At 73.9% G+C, this 23257-nt stretch carries 15 protein-coding genes and 1 pseudogene; 12 read left to right on the forward strand and 4 right to left on the reverse strand.

The annotated features are described in order from the left end of the window. Positions 1–39: 39 nt before the first annotated feature. Complete coding sequence (locus tag AAW13_RS09105) at positions 40–960, reverse strand: alpha/beta hydrolase (RefSeq protein WP_046731551.1); 921 nt, start codon at positions 958–960, stop codon at positions 40–42. 307 nt (positions 961–1267) lie between these two features. Between AAW13_RS09105 and AAW13_RS09110 the strand changes: the two genes are divergently transcribed. Next, the gene (locus AAW13_RS09110) at positions 1268–2023 is read left to right on the forward strand and encodes a TetR/AcrR family transcriptional regulator (RefSeq protein ID WP_046731552.1); all 756 of its coding nucleotides are present in this window, start codon (positions 1268–1270) and stop codon (positions 2021–2023) included. A gap of 363 nt (positions 2024–2386) precedes the next feature. Here AAW13_RS09110 and AAW13_RS09115 read toward each other — a convergent pair whose 3' ends face one another. Both AAW13_RS09115 and AAW13_RS09120 read right to left on the reverse strand, forming a co-directional pair. Beyond that, positions 2387–5179, reverse strand: coding sequence for a helix-turn-helix transcriptional regulator (locus tag AAW13_RS09115; RefSeq protein WP_046731575.1), 2793 nt, complete (start codon positions 5177–5179; stop codon positions 2387–2389). Between the two features lie 595 nt (positions 5180–5774). Next, positions 5775–6758, reverse strand: a complete 984-nt coding sequence (locus tag AAW13_RS09120; protein ID WP_046731553.1) for a transcriptional regulator — start codon at positions 6756–6758, stop codon at positions 5775–5777. Between the two features lie 210 nt (positions 6759–6968). Between AAW13_RS09120 and AAW13_RS09125 the strand changes: the two genes are divergently transcribed. Continuing rightward, positions 6969–9986 carry a S8 family serine peptidase gene (locus AAW13_RS09125; protein WP_071659491.1) on the forward strand — a complete coding sequence of 1006 codons (3018 nt, stop codon included), beginning with the start codon at positions 6969–6971 and terminating at the stop codon, positions 9984–9986. Positions 9987–10048: 62 nt separating this feature from the next. On the opposite strand, the gene AAW13_RS09130 is transcribed toward AAW13_RS09125, so the two are convergent. Then, positions 10049–11224 (reverse strand): RICIN domain-containing protein, encoded by a 1176-nt coding sequence (locus AAW13_RS09130; protein ID WP_079178759.1) that lies wholly within the window; start codon positions 11222–11224, stop codon positions 10049–10051. A gap of 705 nt (positions 11225–11929) precedes the next feature. Here AAW13_RS09130 and poxB point away from each other — a divergent pair. The 10 genes and pseudogenes from poxB (at position 11930) to AAW13_RS09180 (ending at position 23230) form a co-directional block, all read left to right on the forward strand. Next, positions 11930–13663 carry a ubiquinone-dependent pyruvate dehydrogenase gene (poxB, locus tag AAW13_RS09135; protein WP_046731555.1) on the forward strand — a complete coding sequence of 578 codons (1734 nt, stop codon included), beginning with the start codon at positions 11930–11932 and terminating at the stop codon, positions 13661–13663. 128 nt (positions 13664–13791) lie between these two features. Continuing rightward, positions 13792–14295: a MarR family winged helix-turn-helix transcriptional regulator gene (locus AAW13_RS09140; RefSeq protein WP_046731556.1), complete on the forward strand. Its 504-nt coding sequence runs from the start codon at positions 13792–13794 to the stop codon at positions 14293–14295. A gap of 83 nt (positions 14296–14378) precedes the next feature. Continuing rightward, positions 14379–16282 (forward strand): annotated as a pseudogene (locus AAW13_RS09145) (MFS transporter); the annotation flags it as partial. Positions 16283–16347: 65 nt separating this feature from the next. Beyond that, complete coding sequence (locus AAW13_RS09150) at positions 16348–16968, forward strand: TetR/AcrR family transcriptional regulator (RefSeq protein WP_052768644.1); 621 nt, start codon at positions 16348–16350, stop codon at positions 16966–16968. A gap of 42 nt (positions 16969–17010) precedes the next feature. Continuing rightward, positions 17011–18144, forward strand: coding sequence for a glycosyltransferase (locus tag AAW13_RS09155; protein WP_046731557.1), 1134 nt, complete (start codon positions 17011–17013; stop codon positions 18142–18144). A gap of 210 nt (positions 18145–18354) precedes the next feature. Next, positions 18355–18843 carry a nuclear transport factor 2 family protein gene (locus AAW13_RS09160; RefSeq protein ID WP_046731558.1) on the forward strand — a complete coding sequence of 163 codons (489 nt, stop codon included), beginning with the start codon at positions 18355–18357 and terminating at the stop codon, positions 18841–18843. Between the two features lie 313 nt (positions 18844–19156). Then, the gene (locus tag AAW13_RS09165; RefSeq protein ID WP_046731559.1) at positions 19157–20149 is read left to right on the forward strand and encodes an NAD(P)-dependent oxidoreductase; all 993 of its coding nucleotides are present in this window, start codon (positions 19157–19159) and stop codon (positions 20147–20149) included. 230 nt (positions 20150–20379) lie between these two features. Next, complete coding sequence (locus AAW13_RS09170) at positions 20380–21216, forward strand: prephenate dehydratase (protein WP_046731560.1); 837 nt, start codon at positions 20380–20382, stop codon at positions 21214–21216. Positions 21217–21615: 399 nt separating this feature from the next. After that, entirely contained in the window at positions 21616–22302 is a 687-nt protein-coding gene (locus AAW13_RS09175) for an HAD-IA family hydrolase (protein WP_046731561.1), read from the forward strand. Between the two features lie 10 nt (positions 22303–22312). Next, on the forward strand, positions 22313–23230 hold the full coding sequence (locus tag AAW13_RS09180; RefSeq protein ID WP_046731562.1) for a TIGR03619 family F420-dependent LLM class oxidoreductase: 918 nt from the start codon (positions 22313–22315) through the stop codon (positions 23228–23230). Positions 23231–23257 lie beyond the last annotated feature (27 nt).

The following is a 23257-nucleotide window of genomic DNA, read 5'->3' on the forward strand; positions in this document are numbered from 1 at the left end:
GTCCGTGGGGAGCGCGCCGGGACCGGCCGCGCCCGGGGCTCACCTGCCGAGACCGGCGGTGAAGAACTCGGTGAGCTTGTCGACGGCGGGGTCGATGTACTCGCGCTTGTCGTAGAGGTCCACGTGACTGGCGCCCGGGAGGCGGTGGAGTTCCTTGGGGCCGGTGGCGCGCTGGTGGGCCTCCGTCGCCATCCAGGCGGTGACGGCGCGTTCGCCGATGATCTGGAGGACGGGGCGCGGCGCGATGAGGGGGACGGCGTGGAAGACGTCGCTGGAGGCCATCTTGTCGATGCTCTCCCAAGCGAGGGACTTGGCGGAGCGCTCGTGGTGGCCGCGGGGGCCGCAGTAGTACTCCCAGCCTTCGACGCCGTGTTCGCCGCCGAGGACGCGGGCCTGTTCGGCGGTGTCGGGGAACATGGTCAGGGCGCCGGGGTCCTCGCCGCGGGCCGCGGCGGTGCGGGCGGTGGCGGCGGCGTCGAGGAGGTGCTGGAAGACGGCGGGGTCCTGGGAGCCGTCGGCGCCGTAGCGGAACTGGCGGGCGGGTTCGGCGGTGGAGACGGTGGCCACGGCCTTGACGCGGTGGTCTCCGCCGGTGGCGGCGAGGGAGTAGCCGCCACCGGCGCAGATGCCGAGCAGGCCGATGCGGTCGGGGTCGACCTCGTCCCGGGTGGTGAGGTAGGAGACGGCGGCCTTGAAGTCCTCGACGCGCTGGGCGGGGTCCTCCAGGCCGCGCGGCAGGCCGCCCGACTCGCCCTGGTGGGCGGCGTCGAAGGCGAGGGTGACGAAGCCGCGGTCGGCCATCAACCGGGCATAGATTCCGGAGGTCTGCTCCTTGACGCCGGTGCCGGGGTGGCCGACCACCAGGGCCGCACGCGGGCCGTCCGCGGGGGTCTCGGGGAGGTAGAGGTGCGCGGCGATCTCGATGCCGGCGCTGAGGAAACCGACGCGGGTCATGGACATGGTGACAGCTCCTTGGGGTGACATGTGTTCCGTGTCCCGGCCGGTCCGCCGGGCACACACCCACCATGCGCCCGGCCGCCCGGCGACGGGAGAGACAGGTTTCTGCCTGGGAAGAAACCTGCCCCCCCGGCGCCTGGGCGGCCGTCGGACAGCCGGCCCGTCGACCGACGCGCAACCATCTCCTCGAGGCAGCGCCCGCCGCCCGACAGACCGGGACCGGCCCCACGGAGCCCGACGCCCACTGACCGCTCGGCCCGCTCGTTCTCCCGCGTGAATCGATGATCCGCGTAAATGATATCGTCGATACATGGTTGAAGAGGAGACGGCGTCGGAGAAGGCGGGACCCACACTCCGGCAGAGGATCGTGCTCGCCGCCGCGAGCCTGCTGGAGGAAGGCGGCCTGGAAGCGGTGTCGACCCGGGCCGTCGCCGCCCGCGCGGGTGTCCCGGCGCCGTCGATCTTCCGGATCTTCGGGGACAAGGACGGGCTGCTAGAAGCGGTGGCGGAGCACGGCTTCCGGCGCTACCTCGAGATCAAGGCGGAACTGTTCACCGGCGACGACCCCGTGCAGGCGCTGCGGGACGCGTGGGACCTCCACATCTCCTTCGGTCTCGAACACCCGGCGTACTACACGCTGGTCTACGGACAGGTCCGCCCCGGGCACGTGCCGGGGACCGGCCGTCGCGCCGCCGACGACCTGCGGCGCATGGTCACCAGGGTCGCCGCCGCCGGGCGGCTGCGGATGAGCGTCGAGCGGGCGACCGAGGTCATGCACTCCACCGGTGTGGGGACGATCCTGACCCTGATCGGTCACCCGGAGCACGAGCGCGATCTGCGCAACGCCCGGGAGGCCCGCGAGATGGTGATCAACACCCTTACGCTCCCGTCCGCGGACCCGGCCGAACGCGGTCCCGTCGCCACCGGCGCGGCCGTGGCGGCCCCCGCCATGGCCCTGCTCGCCGCAGTCGGCGAGGACGGGACCGCGCCGCTCAGCGCCGGTGAGCGGATCCTGCTCCTGGAGTGGCTCAACCGGCTGGCGGACGGGGCGGACGCGGACGCCTGACCGGGAGCGCCGGGGCACGGACAGGAATGGTCATGTCCCGATGACGCGGCCCCGGTGGGCACCGCCGGCACAGGTGCGGTCGGTCGGACGGAGGGGCCACGTGGTCCCGGCTGTCCCGGCCCACGACGGATGCCGTCGCACGCCGGCACGGTGAGCCGGCCGGCCGTGCGGCACTGTCACCCGCTCGTGCCGTTGGTCCGCTCGTGCCCGTCAGTCCGCGTCGCGCCGTCGGTCCGCTCGCCGTCAGTCCGTGTCGTGCCGTCGGTCCGCTCGTGCCGGCGGTCCGCTCGTGCCGTCGGTCCGTGTCGTGCCGTCGGTCCGCTCGTGCCGTCGGTCCGCGTCGCGCCGTCGGTCCGCTCGCCGTCAGTCCGTGTCGTGCCGGCGCAGGGCGTCCCGTAGCGCCACCCGGGAGGCGATGCCCAGCTTCGGGTAGATCTGGTAGAGATGGGCGCCGACGGTGCGGTGCGAGATGAACAGGCGCTCGGCGATCTGCTTGTTCGTCAGACCGCTCGCCGCGAGTTCCGCGATCTCACGCTCCTGCGGGGTGAGGGCCGTCCCGGACCGGTCGTGGCCCGCGCCCGGCAGGACCCGCCCGGCCGCGCGCAGCTCCTTGCGGGCGCGCTCCGCCCACGCCGAGGAGCCCAGCTCCTCGAAGGCCCGCAGCGCGGCCGTCAGCGGACCCTTCGACTCGGACAGCGCCCGGGACCGGCGCAGCCACTCGCCCTGTGCCAGCCGTACCCGGGCCAGCTCGAACGGCCACCGCTCCACGTCCGGTACGGCCAGCGCCCGCGCGAACAGCCGGGCCGTCTCGGCGGCGTCGTCCGCGACGAGGGCCTCGGCACAGCCGGCCAGCAGGGCCAGCCGGGACGAGAGCCCGGCCACCTCGGTCGCGCGCAGCGCACGCACGTGTGCCAGGGCCTCCGCCCGCCGGTCGGTGCGCACCGCGGCCTCCACCAGTTCGAAGAACACCCACGCCGCGTGCGCGACGTACGGGGGAAAGCTGCCCGCGGCGCTGATGTCGCTCACCCGGCGGAACGCCGCGTCGAAGTCGCCGTCGGCGATGTCCGCGAGCGCGTGCACGTGCTGGGCACAGTGCACGGCCTCCCGGACACCGCGCGGCGCGGCCCAGCCCGTCATCGCCTCGGCGAGCGCGTGCGCGGTGGTCGTGTCGCCCCGGGAGGCGGTCACCAGCCCCTTGGTGTACTGGAAGAACCAGGCGCAGACGGCGTACCCGGAGGCCGCGCAGAGCGTCAGCCCCTCCTCCGACAGCTCCAGGACCTCCGCCCACCTGCCCCGGTGGTAGTCGTCCAGGCACAGGTGCAGCAGGGCCCCGATGTGCCGGCGCACCGGACCGCCCTCGCGGCCCTGCCGGACCAGCCGCCAGGCCGCCTCGCGCACCGCGGACAGCCGGTCCGGGTAGACGGCCGCGGTCCCCACCCGGACGACCCTGGCCGGATCGGTCTCCCGCAGCGCGCCGTCGATGATCCCGTCCAGCTCGCGCAGCGTGGCCGCGTCGGCGCGGGCCGGGTCCCCCCAGGTCCGGGCGGCGACCAGGAGCAGCGGCGGGGGAGCGGGCCGCAGCCGGGCCACGGCCCGGTAGTAGGGCTGCCAGAGCTCCTCGCGGGCACCGTAGTTGCACAGCAGCAGCAGGAAGTGCAGCGCGTCGACGAGGGCCGGGTCCCCGGCGTCGTAGCCGTGGTCGCCCTCCTCGATGGCGCCGACCAGGAGGCGGTGGGCGGTGGCCAGGTCGCCGTCGCTGTTCAGCACGAGCTGCACCGCGGCGTTCGCGGAGTTCAGGGACGAGCCGTGGCCGGGATCCGCCCGCCGGGCGTCCTCCAGCAGCTCCGAGGCGCTGCGCAGCGCGCCGATCGACTCGGCGCCCACGTAGGCCGCCTCCGACAGCCGCCGCGCACGGTCGGCGCCCCGGGGGCTCAGGTCGGCCGCCCGGGTGAGCGCCGCGATCGCCGCCACCGCGTCCCCGCGGTCGAGGATGCGGCGGGCCGTGCGCTCCAGCAGCAGGGCCACCTCCTCGTCCGGTTGGAGGGTGGCCTCGCCCAGGTGCCAGGCGCGCTGCTCGGGCCGGCCGCCCGGCACCCGCGCCAGCGCGCGGTGCGCCGCGCGGCGGGTGCTGCTGGTGGCGGCCTCGACCACGGCGGACATGATCAGCGGATGCCGGAACACCAGGCGGCGCGGGGACTCCGTCACCCGCACCAGCCCGTCCCGCTCGGCGGGGTCGAGATCAGCCAGGTCGGGTGCGCCGTCCGACTCCCGCGCGGCCGCCGAGAGCACGCCGAGGTCGCCGGTGCCGTCGAGGGTGGCGAGCAGCAGCAGGTCGCGGGTCGGCGCGGGCAGCGACAGGACCCGGGAGACGAAGAGGGACTGGAGGCGTTCGCCGAGCGGCAGGACCGCCGGCAGCACCTCCCGGGCCCGGCGCTGGTCCGCGCGCAGCGCGTCGGGGAGTTCGAGCAGCGCCAGCGGGTTGCCCTGCGCGGCGTCCAGCAGCCGCCGCCGTACCGGGTGCGCGAGATCGGGGAAGCGCAGGTCGACCAGGCGGGCGGCGGAGTCCGTGTCCAGCGCGGGCAGTTCGTACGACGGCAGGCCTGCGCCGTCGAAGAAGCCGTCCACGCCGGTGCGGGAGGCCCCGAGGAACCGGATCCGGTCCCCGGACAGCCGCCGGGCGAGGAAGCCGAGGACGGCGGCGCTCGCCCGGTCCACCCAGGGCAGGTCGTCCACGATCAGCAGGACCGGGCCGTCCGCGGCCGCCGACCGCAGCAGGGCCAGGGTGGCGTTGCAGACGACGAGGCGCTCGGGGCGCGGGCCGGCGCCGAAGCCCAGGGCGACGCCCAGGGCGTCCCTGCCCGGTGCGTCGAGCCGGTCGAGGGCGCCGTGCAACGGGAGCAGGATCTGGTTCAGCGCCGAGTAGCCGACGTCCGCCTCGAACTCGGCGCCGGCCGCACGCAGCACGCGGATCCCGTCGTGCGCCGCGGCCGCGGCCACGGCGTCGAGGACCGCGGACTTGCCGACGCCGGGATCCCCGGACAGCAGCAGCGCACCCCCCGGGTGCCGTCCGACGGCGCCCAGAACGCGGTCCAGGTCCCGTTCCCGGCCCACCAGGTGGCCGACGGCGCCGCCGAGCGGTGCGTCAGCGGACGCCACGGGCACCGCCCCCTGCGGGCCGTGCCCCGACGGCGGTGTGTGCGTCGTGCGCGTCCTCCCGAAACGGGTCATCGGCGTCCCTCCAACGGTGCCCCGCAATTGTAGGAGCCGCCCAGGTCAGCGGCCCGCCCCACGGTGAGGCAGGGCACCGTTCCGAACCCCGGAGCGCCAAGCCGGGGCGCCCCGCCCCGCGCACCGTCCCCGCCCCGCGCACACGCGTGCCCGCCCGTGCCCTGCGCCCCGCCCGTGCCCCGCCCGAGCGCCCCGCACACGCGTGCCCACCCGTGCCCTGCGCCCCGCCCGAGCGCCCCGCACACGCGTGCCCCGCCCGTGCCCCGCGCTCCGTCCGCGCCCCGCGCACACGCCTGCCCCGCCCACATGCTTCAGCGCGCACACGCGTGCGGGCCGCCGACGTGTGTGAGTCCCGGTCCGTGTGACATGTGAACCCGTCCGGTGTGACGGCCGGGTCACCACCGTCCGCGGCCTCGGCGAGAACACCTCCCTGAAGGCCGTGAGGGGCTACGACGACGTCACCGGCGTGGGCATCCCCGCCGACGGCTACGTCGAGTCGTACCGCCGGCGCCGGGGCCGCCGCTCAGATCAGGCCCCGGGCGGCGGCCCTGCTGCCCGCCTGGAAGCGGGTGTCCGCGCCCAGCTTGCTCAGTACGGCGGCGACGCGCCGGGTCGCGGTCCGGGTGCTGCACCCCAGCTGACGGCCGATGGCCTGGTCCTTGAGCCCGGCCTTCAGCATCCCGAGGAGCAGGAGGTCGTCCGCGTCGAAGGCCTCGTCCTCGGCGTCCGCCGCCCCGGAGACCGGCTCGGCGCGGGCCCAGTAGGCCTCGTAGAGCTCCATCAGCGCGTCGAGCATGCCGGACGGATGGATGACGACCAGGTCGTCGTAGACCGGGCCGGACAGCGGGACCAGTGCCACCCGCCGGTCGATGATGTGCAGTTTGAACGGCAGGTACGGCAACATCCTTGACTGCTCGCCCAGTTCGGCGAGCCGGAGCACCGTGGCGAACCGGCCGGGGCGTTCCATGGACTGCGGGCAGTAGACCGAGCGCACGTCGATGCCCTGCGCCAGCCAGGCCGCCGTGATCTCGAACTCCTCCTCGTTGCTGTGGAGTGCGCCGTCCGGGCGGCCCACGTAGGGCGGCCGGTCCAGGGCCCACATGTGGCTCTTCGCCGAACTGCTCAGCTCCGCGACCCGTTCCAGGATCAGCTCGCGGTCGGACAGGACCTCCACCAGGTTGCGCGGATCGGAGCGCAGCCGCCCCTCCCGGTAGCGCTCGGCGATCCGGTCGACCTCCGTACGGGCCGAGGCCAGCGCGGTCTCCAGCTCCAGCTGTCGCCTGGCCAGCAGCGGAAACAGCACCGCCTGGGGGTTCGTGGCCTGGAACCGGCCGGGGCCGGTGACGTGCAGCAGCCCGAGTCCGCGCAGCCGGTCGGTGGACCGCAGGACGTCGTGCTCCCGGACGCCCAGGGCCGCGACGACGTCGGCGACCGTCGCCCGGCCGCGATCCAGGAAGCACCGGTACACCTGCTCGTCGGACTCTGCTATGCCCAGGGTCGTGAGCACGTATGCGTACCTCCGTCGGTGAGATGTGTGACATCCGTGACGCGGTTGGCCATCCGTCCAAACCGGCCACCAGATTATCTGGACACCTGTCCGAGGTACAGCGTTCACTTTCCTCGCCGCGACACCCGTCCGCGCCCTTCACCCGCACGCGCAGCGCCACCCGAGGTGCTGGAGACACCCTCCGGCTCGGCCCACTTCCTGGAGGAACGTGTGAGATCCACGGTCCGAAGAAGGACACTCGCCCGGGGCACGGCGGCTCTCGCCGTCGCCCTGGCCGCCGTCTGCACCGGATCACCGGCCCAGGCCGCCGGCGATCCGCTCACCCCCGTCCCCGTCCCCGTCCCCGTGACCGGGCACCTGCCGTCCGCCCGGTACATCGTCACCCTCGCCGACGCGCCCGTCGCCCTCTACCAGGGCGGGGTACGCGGACTGGCCGCCACCGCACCGGGTTCGGGCGGCCGGATAGACGCCTCCAGCACCGCCGCGCACCGCTACCGGGACTACCTCGACGGGCGGCAGGACAAGGCCGCCGCGGCCGTCGGCGCCAAGGTCCGGCAGCGCTACTCCGTGGTGACCAACGGCTTCACCGCCGACCTGACGGCCGTTCAGGCGGCCCGGCTGGCCACCCGGCCGGACGTGCTCAGGATCAGTCCGGACGGGCGGAGCGAACTCACCGACGACTCCCGCTCGACCGACGTCCTCGGGCTGTCGGGCCCGCACGGCCTGTGGTCGGCGCTGGGCGGCACCGCGAAGTCGGGCAGGGGCGTGGTCATCGGCGACATCGACACCGGTGTGTGGCCCGAGAGCGCGTCCTTCGCCGCCCCCGCCCTGGGCACCGCCCCGGCCACTGCCAAGGACCCGTACCGCCCCTACCGCGAGAGCGGCACGATCAGGATGCGCAAGGCCGACGGAGGCACCTTCACCGGCGTCTGCCAGACCGGTGAGCAGTTCACCGCCGACGCCTGCAACACGAAGATCGTCGGTGCCCGGTACTTCGGCGACGGCTGGCGGGCGAACACACCCGCGGACCAGCAGGACGACTACGTCTCGCCGCGGGACGGCAACGGCCACGGCACCCACACCGCGTCCACCGCCGCGGGCGACGCGGACGTCCGGGCCACCGTGAACGGCCAGGACTTCGGGAAGATCTCCGGAGTGGCGCCCGGCGCGGCGGTCGCCGTGTACAAGGCCTTCTGGACGGACTCGGACGGGGAGGGCACCGCCGTCGACTCCGACATCGTCGCGGCGATCGACCAGGCGGTGGCGGACGGCGTCGACGTCATCAACTACTCCGCGGGCTCGGTCACGGAATCGGCGCTGGACTCGCCCGTCCAGCAGGCGTTCCGGGCGGCGGCCGAGGCCGGGGTGTTCGTGTCGGCGTCCGCGGGCAACAGCGGGCCCACGGAGGGCTGGATCGACAACACGTCCCCCTGGGTCACCACGGTCGCGGCCAGCACGATGAAGACCCCTGAGGCCACGGTGGAGCTGGGCGACGGACGGACCTTCGTCGGCGCCAGCGTCACCGTGAGCACCGGGCTGGGGCCGAAGCCGCTGGTGCTGTCGGCCGATGCCAGGACCTCCCAGGCGACGGCGGGCGACGCGGACCTGTGCCGGGCGGGGACCCTCGATCCCGCGAAGACGGCGGGGAAGATCGTGGTGTGCGACCGGGGTGTCACCTCCCGGGTGAGCAAGTCCGCCGAGGTGGCGCGGGCCGGGGGCGTCGGCATGGTGCTGGTGAACGTCGGCGACCAGGACACCGACGGCGACATCCACCAGGTGCCCACGGTGCACCTGAACACGCCGGCGGCCTCGACGGTCCGGGCCTACGCGGCGACGCCCGGCGCCGTCGCGACGCTGGAACCGGGCGGTTCCACCGGAACGCCCTATCCGCAGATCGCGCCGTTCTCCTCCCGCGGCCCCTCGGGCGTCAACAAGGGCGCGCTGATCAAGCCGGACCTCGCCGCACCGGGCGTGGCCGTGCTGGCCTCCGTCGCGCCGGCGAGCAACCAGGGGCACGACTTCGACTTCATGACGGGTACGTCGATGGCCGCGCCGCAGGTCTCCGGGCTCGCCGCGCTCTACTTCGGTGTCCATCCCGAGTGGTCCCCGATGGCGGTGAAGTCCGCCCTGATGACGACCGCGGTCGACACCAAGGACGCCTCGGGCGGTAAAGAGACCGACCCGTACGCACAGGGCTCCGGGGAGGTCGACCCCACCGCGATGCTCAACCCCGGTCTGGTGTACGACTCGTCGAACCGTGACTGGCTCGGCTACGAGGAGGGTCTCGGCGTGCACACCGGGACCGGCGTCGCCGCCGTCGCGCCGAGCGACCTGAACTACCCGTCCCTCTCGGTCGACCGGCTGCTCGGCTCACGCACCCTGACCCGCACGCTGACCGCGGTCCGGCCGGGCGTGTACCGGGCGTCGGTGCGACTGCCCGGCTTCCGGGCCGAGGTGCGGCCCTCGACGCTGCGCTTCACCCGCGCCGGCCAGACCGCCGAGGTCCGCATCGAACTGACGCGCACCACCGCGGTCTCCGGCACACCCGTCACCGGATCCCTCACGTGGACCGGCGGCGGCCGGGTGTCGGTGCGCAGCCCGATCGTGGTCACCCCGCAGGGCCAACTCGCTCCCGACCGGGTCACCGGCAGCGGTGCCGCGGGCAGTGTCTCCTACTCCGTGACCCCGGGCACCGAGAAGCAGACGCTCACCGCCTACGGCCCGGTGGCGGGCGCGCGGGTGCACGGCGAGGTGTCCGCCGAGACGGACTACCTGCGGGAATACGATCTCACGGTGCCCGAAGGGACCGCGGCGGCCGAGTTCTACGCCACCGCGGACGATCCCGACGAACAGCTGTACCTGCTGGTGACGCCCCTGCGGGCGGACGGCACGCCGGCCACGTCCGGGAACCTCAGCGCGTACGAGCACCGGGCACGTGTCGGCCTGACGGCCCTGACACCGGGCAAGTACGCGATCATGGTCATCGCGCCCGGCGGTGTCGTGTCGTCGGACCCGTCCGCCGTCGGATACACCCTCCAGGCGAACGTGGTGGGCGCGGACACACCCACGACCGGCACCTTCGGTGTGACGCCCACCCGGCCCGCGACCAGGCCGGGGGTCCCCTTCACGGTCACCGGCACCTGGTCGGGGGTGGACACCTCGGCGCCGGCCACGGCCTACGTCAGGTACCAGGACGGCACCGGCACGCTGGTCGGCATCGGCGGCTGAGCCCACTCTCCCGCGGGCCGGCCGCCACGGCGGCCGGCCCGCCCCGGCGTGTCGCACACGTGTCAGGACGTGGACCACTTCTGGTTGTCGCCGCCGGAGCACGACCACAGCTGGAGCCGGGTGCCGTTCGCGGTGCCGTTGTCCCGTACGTCCGCGCACTTGTCCGCGAGGGCGCTGACCAGGTCGCTGCGCTGGTTCAGCGCGAACTCCTGGGCCGGGCTCCCGTCGCAGGCGCCGAGTTCGAGGTCCGCCCCGTCGGCGGTGGAACCGCCCGCGAGCTGCACGCACATGCCGAGCGCGCGCATGGTGCCGCCGGTGAACGTCCAGTGCTGCGACGCGGTCCCGCCGCAGTCCCAGATCATCAGCTTCGCGCCCTGCGCCGCCCTGCCGCCCACGACGTCGACGCAGCGCTGCGACGCGTGGCTGTACACCCGCACCCCCGGCGCCACGGCCTGGGCGGTCGTCTTCGCCCCGCCGGTGCTCTTCGCCGAGGCGGTGGCGTGTGCGCCCGGGGTCGCGGAGGCCCTGCCCGACGCGCTGACGCCGGGAGAGCCCGACGTGGGCGCCGCCGAGCCGTCGGGCGTCGTGCCGACGGCGGTTCCGGAGGACCGCGAGGGACCGGGTGTGATGCCGAGTCCGTCGACGACGTCCGTGTCGCGGCCACCGGAGTCGACGGACACCGAGGCCCTGTCGTGCCGGGTGCCGTCGTCGTCGCCGTCGAGCAGGTGCAGGGTCAGCAGGACGCTGCCCGCCGACAGCAGGCCCACGATGCCGACGACGGCGAGCGCGCCGCGCAGTCCCTCCCGCCGTGACGTGTCGGCACCGCGCCGGGCGGCCGGACGGAGCGGCACGACCACGCGCGGGGACGGCCCCCGGCGGGTGCTCCCGCCCCGTGCGAAGGCGTCGCCCGCCCGGTCTCCGTCCGGGGCGGAGCCGCCCACGGCGGAGCCCGGCGCCGGGGGCGCCGCCCCCGCACCGCGGCCGGCGCCGGACCGCGAGCCGAGCGTGGAGACCTGGGCGAGCCGGGGCACCGGGGCGTCCCTCCCGCTCGCCGCGGGCGCGCGGCCGACCCCGGCCTGCTCCGTGCCGTCGGGCGCGCGGCCGACCTCGGCCTGCTCCGTGCCGTCGGGCGCGGCGCCGTCCCGGGCCGGCCCGGAGCCGGCTCCGACCGGTCTGGAGGTGCCCGGGACCCGCCGGGGGAGGTTCCCCTCGGGGCCGGGCGTACGTGGAGGTTTCATGGGTTCCTTTCCGGCATGGCCGGGGACGGGGCGCTGCCGCGGGAGGGGGTGGCCGACCGGTCCGCCGGGCGGTCGGGCCCCACCACACGTGCGGCGCGCCCCGCCACGTGCGGCACACGACTGATACCGGTCGGCGGACGCGGACTCGAACCGGCGCACCGGCGGCCCGCCACCGGGCGTTCCGTGTCGCGGACGGCGTCCGGTCGTGGGGGAGTTGATGCTATCCGCCCATGCTGTGGGCGATGACACGAGCAGCGTGCCTCCCGAGCCCCGCCGGCACCGGCCGGCCCGCGTTCGCCGGCTCCGCCCGGGTGATCAGGTGTGCCGGGTACGCGATCGGCTCGAAGACATGGAGGTGTCCCGAGGGACAGGTGGGTGAGACCGCGGAACAAGGTGTGCCACCCGGGGTGACCGCGTGGCGGAATCACGAGAAGGCCGACGGACAACAGCCGCACGCCGGGCGTCCGCCGGGCCGGCGGGTGCGGCGGGTGCGGCGTGCGGGCGCCCGGCCCGGCAGTAGTCCGACCGAGGGGCCGGGACGGTCCGGTGGCGAGGAAGCAGTCATCCGACGGATGTGTGCGCGATGCCGGCTCCCCGAGACTGGCGGGAGCTCGTCCACCCCGGCGGGCCCCGGTGCCGTCGCCCCCGCCCAGCGTGGCCTCCCCGCGCACCGGACGCGCTCACGACCGACGAAAGGCAACCCGTATGCGCACCTTCGCCGAACACGTCATCGCCTCCCTCAAGGCCTCCGGCGTGCGCCGTCTCTACGGCCTGCCCGGCGATTCGCTCAACGGCCTGACGGACGCCATACGGCGGGAGGACGACGTCGACTGGGTGCACGTGCGGCACGAGGAGAGCGCCGCCCTCGCCGCGGCCGCCGAGGCCGGGCTGACCGGGGAGCTCAACGTCTGCGTCGGCAGCTGCGGTCCGGGCAACCTGCACCTGATCAACGGCCTCTTCGACGCCCAGCGCAGCCGGGTGCCGGTGCTCGCCGTCGCCGCGCAGATCCCGGGCGCCGAGATCGGCTCCGGCTACTTCCAGGAGACCCGCCCGCAGGAGCTGTTCGCCGATTGCAGCGTCTACGCGGAGACCGTCACCAGTCCCGAACACGGGCCGCGCATCCTGGAGACGGCGATGCGGGCCGCCGTGGAGCGCAGGGGAGTGGCGGTGGTCGTCGTACCCGGCGAGATCTTCCTCGGCAGGGTCGGCCGCGACCTGGCCCCCACGGTGGTCCGCCCGGCCCGCAGCGTCGTGCGCCCGGACGACGAGGCCCTGCGCGAGGCCGCCGCCCTGCTGAACGCCGGTGAGCGGGTGACGGTCCTGGCGGGCGCCGGTGCCGCCGGTGCCCACGACGACCTGGTCCGGCTCGCCGAGACCCTCAAGGCCCCGGTGGTGCACGCGCTGCGCGGCAAGGAGTACGTCGAGTACGACAACCCGTACGACGTCGGCATGACCGGCCTGCTCGGCTTCGCCTCCGGCTACAAGGCGATCGAGGAGGCCGACACCCTGCTGATGCTGGGCACCGACTTCCCGTACCGGCAGTTCTACCCGCAGGGTGCCAAGGTCGTGCAGCTCGACCTCCGCGGCGAGCAGATCGGCCGCCGCACCCATGTCGACCTGCCCCTGGTGGGCAGTGTCCGCGACACCCTGCCCGCGCTGCTGCCGCTGCTGACCGTCAAGACCGGCCGGAAGCACCTCGACGACGCCCTCGCCCACTACGCCCGCACCCGCAGGTCGCTGGACGCGCTCGCCGTCAACGATCACGAACGCACCCCGATCCATCCGCAGTTCGTGGCGAGCACCATCGACCGGCTCGCCGACGAGGACGCGGTGTTCACCGTCGACGTCGGCTCCCCGGTGGTGTGGGCGGCTCGCTACCTGACCTTCAACGGGCGCCGGCGGCTGCTCGGTTCGTTCAACCACGGCACCATGGCCAACGCCCTGCCGCACGCCGTGGGCGCGCAGGCGGCGTACCCGGGCCGGCAGGTGGTCTCGCTGTCCGGCGACGGCGGTCTCACCATGCTCCTGGGCGAGCTGTTCACGCTCCGGCAGAACCGGCTGCCCGCCAAGATCGTCGTCTTCAACAACGGCTCGCTGAACTTCGTGGAGCTGGAGATGAAGGCGGCCGGCATCGTCAACTACGCCACCGAGCTGGACAACCCGCAGCTCGCCGAGGTCGCCGCCGCGGTCGGGCTGTGGTCCCGCCGGGTCGAACGGCCCGGCGATCTGGAGGACGCGCTCAAGGGCGCCTTCGCCCACGAGGGACCCGCGCTGGTCGAGGTCATGACGGCCCGCCAGGAACTCTCCGTGCCGCCTGCGGTCACGGTGGAACAGGCCAAGGGCTTCACCCTCTACGCCATCCGCACCGTCCTGTCCGGCCGGGGTGAGGAACTCCTCGACCTGGTCACCACCAACGTCGCCCGCCGACTCCTGCGCTGACCGGCACGGGCGGACCCGTCCGAAATACCTGTCGACCCTGAGGTGTGCGTCAGTGCACACCTCAGGTGTTTGCCCAAGGCAACCGATTGGTCTCATAGTTGCCTTGAGCAATGACTATGGAGGCACATGTGGCCGAGAAGGCCGAGTACGAGGAGCTGATGCGCCAGCTGGGCGCCGTCGCCTCCGTGCGGCGGGAGCTGGGCCGGGTCCTCCCGGACGGCTGCTCCAACGGAGCGGCCACCGCCCTGGCGCTGCTCGGCCGCGACGGCGACATGCGGATCGGCAGGCTCGCCGAACTGCTGGCCGTCGACATGTCGGTCACCAGCCGCCTCGTGGCCCACCTGGCGGCCCGGGGCTGGCTGGACCGCAGCCCCGACCCCGCCGACCGGCGCTCGCGCATCCTGCGCCTGACCGCCGAGGGCCGGGCCCGGCTCGCCGAACTCTCCGACCGTACCGCCGAGGAACTGGCCCGTCGGCTGGGCGACTGGAGCGACGACGACGTCCGCAGGCTGACCGGGCTGCTGTCCCGGCTCCGGGCCGGCTTCGACGACCCACGGCCCGAACGGAACACCCCTGCCGAGCCGCCGCAGGCCGCCCCCTTCCCGCCCACCCCCGCTGTCACACGCACGTAAGGAACCCAGAACCCATGACAACCACTCCCAGCGCAGGTGTGCGGGCGCACGCCCACCCGGAAGGAGGGGACACCCCGGCACCGATGACCCACGCGCAGATCATGCGCGCGCTGTCGGGCCTGCTGCTCGGCCTGTTCTGCGCCATCCTGTCCTCGACCGTCGTCACCAACGCGCTCCCGCGGATCATCGGCGACCTCGGCGGTGGCCAGAGCGCCTACACCTGGGTCGTCACCGCCTCCCTGCTCGCGGTGACCGCCTCGACCCCGCTGTGGGGCAAGCTCGCCGACCAGTTCAGCAAGAAGATCCTGGTCCAGTCGGCGCTGGTGATCTACGTCGTCGGCTCCCTGGTGGCCGGTCTGGCGCAGAACCCCGCCACACTGATCGGCGCCCGGGTCATCCAGGGCCTGGGCGGCGGCGGTCTGTCCGCCCTCGCGCAGGTCGTGCTGGCCGCGATGATCTCGCCCCGGGAGCGCGGCCGTTACTCCGGCTACCTCGGCGCCACCTTCGCCGTCGCCACCGTCGGCGGACCGCTCCTCGGCGGTGTCATCACCGACACCGACTGGCTCGGCTGGCGCTGGTGCCTGTTCGTCGGCATCCCGTTCGCCGTGGTCGCCCTGGTCGTGCTCCAGCGCACCCTGAACCTGCCGGTGACCAGACGCCGGGTCAGGGTCGACTGGGCCGGCGCCTTCTTCGTCACCGCCGCCGTCTGCACCCTGCTGGTCTGGGTCACCTTCGCGGACGACAAGTACGACTGGCTGTCCTGGCAGACGTACACGCTGGTCGGGGCGTCGCTCGTGCTGACGCTGGTCTTCCTGTACGTCGAGACGAAGGCCAGCGAGCCGGTCATCCCGCTGCGGCTGTTCCGCAACCGGACCATCACCCTCGCCTCGGTCGCCTCCCTGTTCGTCGGCATCGCGCTGTTCGTCGGCACGGTCTTCTTCAGCCAGTACTTCCAGCTGGCCCGCGGCGATTCCCCGACCAGGTCGGGTGTGATGACGATCCCGTTCATCGCGGGCCTGTTCGTCTCCTCCACGGTCTCCGGCCGGATCATCACCCGCACCGGCAGGTGGAAGGGGTGGCTGCTGACCGGCGGTGTCCTGCTGACCGCCGGCCTCGCCCTGCTGGGCATGCTCCGCCACGACACCCCGTACCCGTTCATCGCGCTGTGCATGGCGCTGATGGGCCTCGGCGTCGGCATGACGCTGCAAAACCTCGTGCTGTGCACCCAGAACCAGGTGTCCCCGGGTGACCTGGGCGCCGCGTCCTCCACGGTGACCTTCTTCCGCTCCCTCGGCGGCGCGGTGGGCGTGTCGGTGCTCGGCTCGGTCCTCACCACTCGGATCGGCCACTACGCCCGCGCGACCGTCACCGGACTCGGCCCGCAGGACCGGGCCGCGGCCGCGAAGGCCTCCGGCAGCGGCCGACTGCCCGACCTCGCGGCCCTGCCCGCCCCGGTGCGCACCTGGCTGGAGAGCGCCTACGGCCACGGCATCGGCGACATCTTCATGTACGTCGCCCCGGTGGCCCTGATCGCCTTCCTGTTCACCCTGTTCATCAAGGAGGTTCCGCTGCGCGCCTCCAGCGGGCTGGCCCAGGCCGCGGAGGAACTCCAGAACGCCGAGGCGGTCGCCGGCCTCCCGGTGGCGGCCGAGGCCGTCGACGCGGACGCCCGGGACATCGCCGCCGAGCGGGTCGTGGACCCGGCCGAACGGGTCGCGGTCCGCGGCCGGGTCAGCGTCGCCGGGGGCGGCGCCGTACCGCGGGCCACGGTCACGCTGAGCACCGTGGAGGGCCACGAGCTCGGCCGGTCGGCGGTCGGGTCCGACGGCACGTACGCGCTGCGCGTCCCGGCGGACGGGCGGTACGTCCTGACCACGGTCGCCGACGGCTGCCGGCCCCTGAAGTCAACGATCGTGGTGGCCGGGCAGCCGGTCGTCCACGACGTCCGGCTGCCGGTACCGGTGCTCTGACCGGCGGTGACCGGGCGAGACGATCACCGTGCACGGCGTATTCGACGATCACCGTGCACGGCGTATTCCTAGACTGGGGCCCATGACGACCCGCACCTACCGTTCCACCGTGCGTGAACGCGCAGCCGCGGCGACGCGGACGGCCGTCCTGGACACGGCCGAGGCGCTGTTCGCCGAGCACGGGTACGCCCGGGTCACCATCAAGCGCATCGCCGAGGAGGCCGAGGTCGCCCAGGGCACCGTCTACGCGGCGTTCGGCAGCAAGGCGGCCCTGGTCACCGCGCTGACCGAGCGCGCCGCCGGCGACGCGGGCATCGGCGAGGTCCTGGTGGCCATCGAGAGCGCCACCACCGGCGACGAGGTGGTGCGGCTGGTGGTGCGCAGCATCCACGACCTGGTGCGCCACCACCGGCACACCATGACCGCGCTCTTCGACGCGGCGACCGTCGACCAGGGCGTCGCCGCCCTGCTGGACCGGATCCGCCAGTTGGAACGGGAGCGCTTCGCGGTGGTGACCGGCCGGCTGGAGCGACTCGGCGCGCTGCGCCCGGGTGTCACGGCGAGCGACGCGGTCCGCGTCCTGGAGTACTTCGTGACCCCGCCGTCCTGGTTCCGGATGCTGGAGATCGGCTGGGACTGGGACGGCGCATGTGTCTTCCTCACGGACGCCGTGTGTGCCGCCCTGTTGCTCAAGTGTGACTGAATTCGTTGAAGTGTGACTTCATCGAAGTTCTAGACTGCCGGTATGCGTATCCTTTTCTCCAGCACCCCGGCACACGGTCATCTCATGCCGCTGCTTCCGCTCGCCCGCGCCTTCCGCGACCGCGGGGACGACGTCGCCGTACTCACCTCGGCCGCCTTCGGGCCGATGCTCGACGCCGAGCGCCTGCCGCTGCTGGCCGCCGGCCCCGAGATGCCCGAGCTGCTCGCGGAGGGCGCGCGCCGGGCCGGTGTGGACGATCCGACCGTGCCCAGCCCCGCCGTCGCGGCCGAGGTGTTCGCCGGGGCGCGGATCGAGCTGAGCGCGGACGCGGCGATCGCCGCGGCGCGCGGGTTCCGGCCCGATGTGATCGTCGCCGAGGCCACCGACTACGTGGGCCCGTTCGTCGCCGCCGCCCTGGAAGTTCCCTACGCCAAGCACGCGTTCGGGCCGCTGATCCCCGCCGAGTTCACCGACGTCTTCGACGTGATCGCCGAGCGCGCCTACAAGGAGCGCGGGCTGGCCGTGCCGACGCCCGCCTGGTACGTGGACCCCTGCCCCGAAGTCCTCCAGGGACCCGGCTGGCAGCCGCCGCAGGGCCGCCTTCCGCTGCGCACCGAGGCCCATCGCGGCCCCGTCCCGACAGACGGCCCGGTCACCCCGGCCGCTCTCGCCGTCCGGACCCGGCCGAAGGTGCTGCTCTCCTTCGGCACCCACTTCGGGACGCCTGCGCTGCTGCGCCCGATCGTCGACGCCCTCGCGCCGCTCGCCGACCTCGTGGTCACCCTCGGTCTGACCGCCACCGCCGCCGACTACGGTGACCGGCCCGACCACGTCGAGTTCGTCGGGTTCACCCCGCTGGCCGAACTGCTCGACAACGTCGACCTCGTGGTCACCCACGGGGGCGCGGGCACGACGCTGGGCACCCTCTCCCGCGGCCTGCCCATGGTGGTCGTTCCGCAGGGCGCCGACCAGTTCCTCCAGGCCGGAGCCGTCGCGGGGGCGCGTCTCGGGGCCGCCGTACCGCCGCCCGCCGGACCGGAGGCCGTGGCGAAGGCCGTGGCCGAGGTGCTGAGCGGCGCCGAGTACCGCGACAACGCCCGCCGGGCCGCCGAGCAGATCGCCGCGATGCCCTCCGCGAGCGCCGTCGCGGACCAGCTGGCCGCCGCCCTGGCCTGAGCCCGCCGTCCGCCCCCGGTGCGGAGCCTGCCGGGCACACACCTGTGTCTGTGACCGGCAGGCCCACGGCACACAGGTGTCCGGGACCGAGGTGTGGCGCTCGGACCAGGTGCCGCCGCATGGCAAGCTGGGTGTCACCACCGGCCGGTGCGTCACCGCGGACACCTGGGTCGGCGCGCGAGACCCGGCCCGTCCCATCTGGAGGCGATCATGTCCATTTCCCCCCGCCCGACCGGTGACCGGACGCCAGGTCACCGGACGCCCGGTCACCGCGTTGTGGAGAACCTGATCGCCCGGTACGCCGAGCTGGTGGACGACGGGGACTTCGGCGGACTCGGCGAGCTCCTCGCCGACGCCGTCTTCACGGGCAGCGGCGAGCCGGTGAGCGGACGTGACGCGATCGAGAAGATGTTCCACGACACGCTGATCGTCTACGCCGACGGCACTCCGCGGACGCAGCACGTCACCACCAACCTCGCCGTCGAGGTCGACGAGGAGGCGGGCACGGCTGTGGCGCGCTCGTACGTCACCGTGCTCCAGGCCCTCCCCGAACTGCCGCTCCAGGCCATCGCCGGCGGCCGGTACCACGACCGCTTCGAACGCCGGGGCGGTCAGTGGCGCTTCGTGGAGCGGCGGGTCCGCATCAATCTGGTCGGCGACGTGAGCGGGCACCTGCGTCAGCCGGCCGGGCGGGGCTAGGACAACGGCAGGGCGTCTTTACGCCGTAATAGCCCTGCTCGCCAATAGCCCTGCTCGCCGATAGCCCTGCTCGCCAATGGCCTGGTCGCCTCGGAGCGGTGCCCGATCCGGCGGGCAGCCGCGGTCTCCTGGCACATCTGTCTCACGCCGTGACACACGTCACTTCGCGGCACATGTCCGAGTTTCATGTGAACGCCGCTCCGTGATACACACGTTGACTCAAGCAAGTGGGTGAACACACGTGTGGGTTTTCCCGGCCCGGCAGTCAGCCACCGGGCCGTGTGGCACCAGAGCCGGAAGAAGCTGATGCACCATGAAGGACGGCAAGACCGTCTGGCTGCCCTGTCACCGGGACCAGATCTCCGGACTGCCCGACGGGCTCTCCTACGCCTGCTGGGACGGCTCGGGCCCGTTGCCCGGCGACCCCGCCGCCGTGCGCTTCCTCGTCGGCCCGCCGGGACCCGGCGCGGAACACGTCCTGGGCCCGGTGCTGCCGCGGATGCGCGGCCTCGAGGTGCTCCAGCTGCTCGGCTCCGGCCACGAGCACATGCTGCCGTTGCTGGACGAGATGCCCGCCGGCACCAGACTGGCCGGCGGGCGCGGCGTGCACCGCGAGACCACCGCCGGACGGCGCGAGACCACCGCCGAGCGGGCAATCACCCTGCTGCTCGCGCTGTGCCGGGGGCTCGACCGGTTCCCCGCCCGGCAGGCCGAGGGCGTCAGGCGCCCCGAGTTCCGGTCCTCCCTGCACGGCAAGCGCGTCCTGGTCATCGGTTACGGAGCCGTCGGCGCCTCCGTAGCCGCCCGGCTCGGCCCCTTCCGGTGCGAGGCGGTACTGGTGGCCAGGACGGCGCGCACCACGCCGGCCGGACGGGTGTACGGCGTGGCGGACCTGCCCGCCCTGCTGCCCACAGCCGACGCGGTGGTGGTGTGCGCCCCGCTCACCGACCGGACGCGCGGCATGTTCGACGCCGACGCGCTGGAACTGCTCAAGGACGGGGCCCTCCTGGTGCACGTCGCCCGCGGCGAACCGGTGGACACCGCCGCACTGCTCCGGCAGGTACGGGCCGGCCGGCTGCGGGTCGCCCTCGACGTCACCGGCCCGGAACCGCTGCCGTCCGGTCACCCCCTGCGGCGGCTGCCGGGCGCGCTGGTCACCCCGCGCGTGGCGGCGTCCACCGACGTGTTCCCGTCGATGGACACGGACTTCCTGCGCAGCCAGCTGACCCGCTTCGCGCGCGGCGAGGCACTGGACAACGTCGTCCTCACGACCACCGGTGCCGGCACCGGCGAACGGGCCGCCTAGCCATGACGGCATCCACCCACGGCCACCGCCCGCGGGTGCCGGGACCGGACACCCCCTCTCGCCCAGGTGCTCACCCGCTCCGAGACGAACGGCCACCGCGCCCCCTCCGCGGCCCGGCACGCCCCCTGGTGCCGTCGGCCGGGGTGGGTTCACCGATACTTCAACAGGTGCGGTTCGCAAGGGAGCTTCTGCCGCGCGACGACAGGACCTCCTACGGAAGGGCACGACCGGTGACGACCGTCGCATATCAGGGTGAACCCGGCTCGAACTCGGCGACCGCGGCCGCGGCGCTCTACCCCGACGGCCGCGAACTGCCCTGCACGGGCTTCGAGCAGGCCCTGGAGGCCGTCACCCTCGGCAGCGCCGACGTGGCCGTGATCCCGGTGGACAACTCCGCGGCCGGCCGCGTCGCCGACGTCCACCATCTGCTGCCGGAGTCAGGGCTGTTCATCGTCGCCGAGTACTTCCTCGCCATCCGCTTCGACCTGATGGGGGTGCCCGGCGCGGCCCTGGACCAGGTGGAGTGCGTACGCAGCCATGTGCACGCCCTCGGGCAGTGCCGCAAGGTGCTGCGCGAGGGCGGCTGGCGCACCCTCGTCAGCGACGACACCGCCGGGGCGGCGCGCGAGGTGGCGGAACTCGGCGACCCGCGGCACGCGGCGCTCGCCCCGCCCGCCGCGGCCGCGCTCCACGGTCTGGAGGTGCTGCGGCCCGAGGTCGAGGACGACCCCGACAACACGACCCGGTTCGTCGTCCTGTCCCGGGACGCGGCACCGGCCCCGGCACCGGGCGAGCCGACCATGACGAGCCTGTTCTTCAGCGTGCGCAACATCCCGAGCGCGCTGTACAAGACGCTCGGCGGGTTCGCCACCAGCGGGGTGAACCTCACGAAGATCGAGAGCTACCAGATGGGCGCGGGGCTCAACGCCAGCCGCTTCTATGTCGAGATCGAAGGCCACCCCGACGACCCCGGTGTCGCACTCGCCCTGCACGAGCTGCGTTTCTTCTCCTCCGAGGTACGCATCCTGGGTGTGTACGCGGCACACCCGCACCGCCTGAAGGACTGACCGCGCGCCGTCCGGGCGGTTCCGGGGACGGGCCGCGGCCGCCGGGGTGGTGCGCGGTCCCGCCACCGCCGTCGGGGCCGGGGCGGGACCGCTGCCGCTCCGGCACCCACGGCAGAGGGTGTGCGGAGCGGTCCGGAAAGGGGGACGCGCCCTCTCCGGTACCAGGTCGCCCGCGACCGTGACCGTCGTGACCGGTCACACGGCGCGGGCCGGGCCGCGGCCGCCGTCGCCGGGGCGGCCCGGAACCCTTCCACCCGTAGAACGTGACGAGCCGCCCGGAGGGTTCACACTCATCACATGTTCCGCCCCCGGCCGCCGTTCGCCGCACATGTGGCTGCCCACCGGGACACCTGGCGACCTGCCGGAAGAGCGGCCCCGGCGGCCTTCTAAGGTGTGAGCATGACCCAGCACCGCAAGGGCCTCGTGCTCGACTTCGGTGGTGTGCTGACGACCCCCCTGCTGCCCGCCGCGCTCGCCTTCGAGAAGCGCGCCGGACTCGCCGAGGGGGCACTGCTCACCGGCATCTACCTGAACCCCGAGGGCGTCCGGCTCACCGAGGACCTGGAGCGCGGCGCGCTCACCCAGACACAGTGGAACGAGGCGGCCGGCCGGCTTCTCGGCGTCGAACCGGACAACCTGATGGGCCGTGTCTTCGCCGACCTGCGCCCGCAGCCCGCGGTGATCGCCGCGGCCGCCGCGGCCCGCCGGGCCGGGGTCAGGGTGGGCATCCTCTCCAACACCGTCGGCCTGACCCCGTGGAACCTGTACGACGGCTACGGGCTCGACACCCTGTACGACGCCGTGGTGCTGTCGGAGGTCCACGGCCTGCGCAAGCCCGAACCGGAGATCTTCCGCCTCGTGCTGCGGGAACTCGGCCTGTCCGCCGGGGAGTGCGTGTTCGTGGACGACACCGAGCACTACCTGCCCCCCGCCGCTGAACTGGGCTTCGCCACCGTGCACGCGACCGATCCCGCGCGGACGGTCGCCGCCCTGGAGGCCCTGCTGGGCATCCCGCTCACCGAACCGGCCCCCGAACCGGCCCCCGAACCGGCCCCCGAACCGGCCCCCGACCGGGCCATCCTGTGAGGAGACACCCATGAAACTGGGCCTGGCCCTGCCCACCTTCGGCCCCGACGCCACGCCGGAGGGCATCCTCCGGATCTCCCGGACCGCGGAGGAGGCCGGCTACGACTCCCTGTGGACGGGCGACCGCGTCCTCGCGCCGCCGGTGCCGGGCGCCCCCTATCCGAGCGGCGACGGCGAGATGCCACGGGTCTACGAGAACCACATGGACCCCCTGGTGGCCCTCACCTTCGCCGCCGCCCACACCACCCGTGTCCAGCTGGGCACCAGCACGCTGAACGGCCTGTGGCAGCCGCCGATCATGCTCGCCCGTTCGCTGACCACCCTGGACGTCCTCAGCCAGGGGCGTCTGGTCGTGGGCCTGGGCCTCGGCTGGATGCCCGACGAGTACACCGCGGTCTCGGTCCCCTGGAAGGGGCGCGGCGCGCGGCTCGACGAGACCCTGGACGTCCTGGCGGAGTACTGGACCAGCGACGTCTTCTCCCACGAGGGACCGCTGTTCACCATCCCGGAGACCGTGGTGGGGCTCAAGCCGAGCACGCGGCCCGCACCGCCCGTGCTGCTGGCCGCCTTCACGCCCGGTGGTCTGCGGCGCATCGGACGGCGGCTGGACGGCTGGCTGCCCGTGGCGATGCCGCTGACCCCTCTGATGGGCATGTGGGACACCGTCCGCGAGGAGGCGGCCGCGGCCGGCCGTGACCCGGAGGGGCTGCGGATGGCGCTGCGCGTCAACCCCGAGCTGACCGAAACCCCAACCGACCCCGGCCGGATGCCCCGGGCGGGCACCCTCGGCCAGTACGTCGACTACGCCCGCGCCGCGGCCGAGGCGGGGGTGCACGAACTGTTCGTGGACTTCGGGCAGAGGCCCGCGACCCTCACCGAACGGGTCGACCTGGCCGGCCGCTTCCTGGAGGGAGTCCGCCGCGGCTGACGGCCCGCACCGCCTCCTGCCCCCGGC

The organism is Streptomyces humi (assembly GCF_001005085.2).
Taxonomy (GTDB): Bacteria; Actinomycetota; Actinomycetes; order Streptomycetales; family Streptomycetaceae; genus Streptomyces; species Streptomyces humi.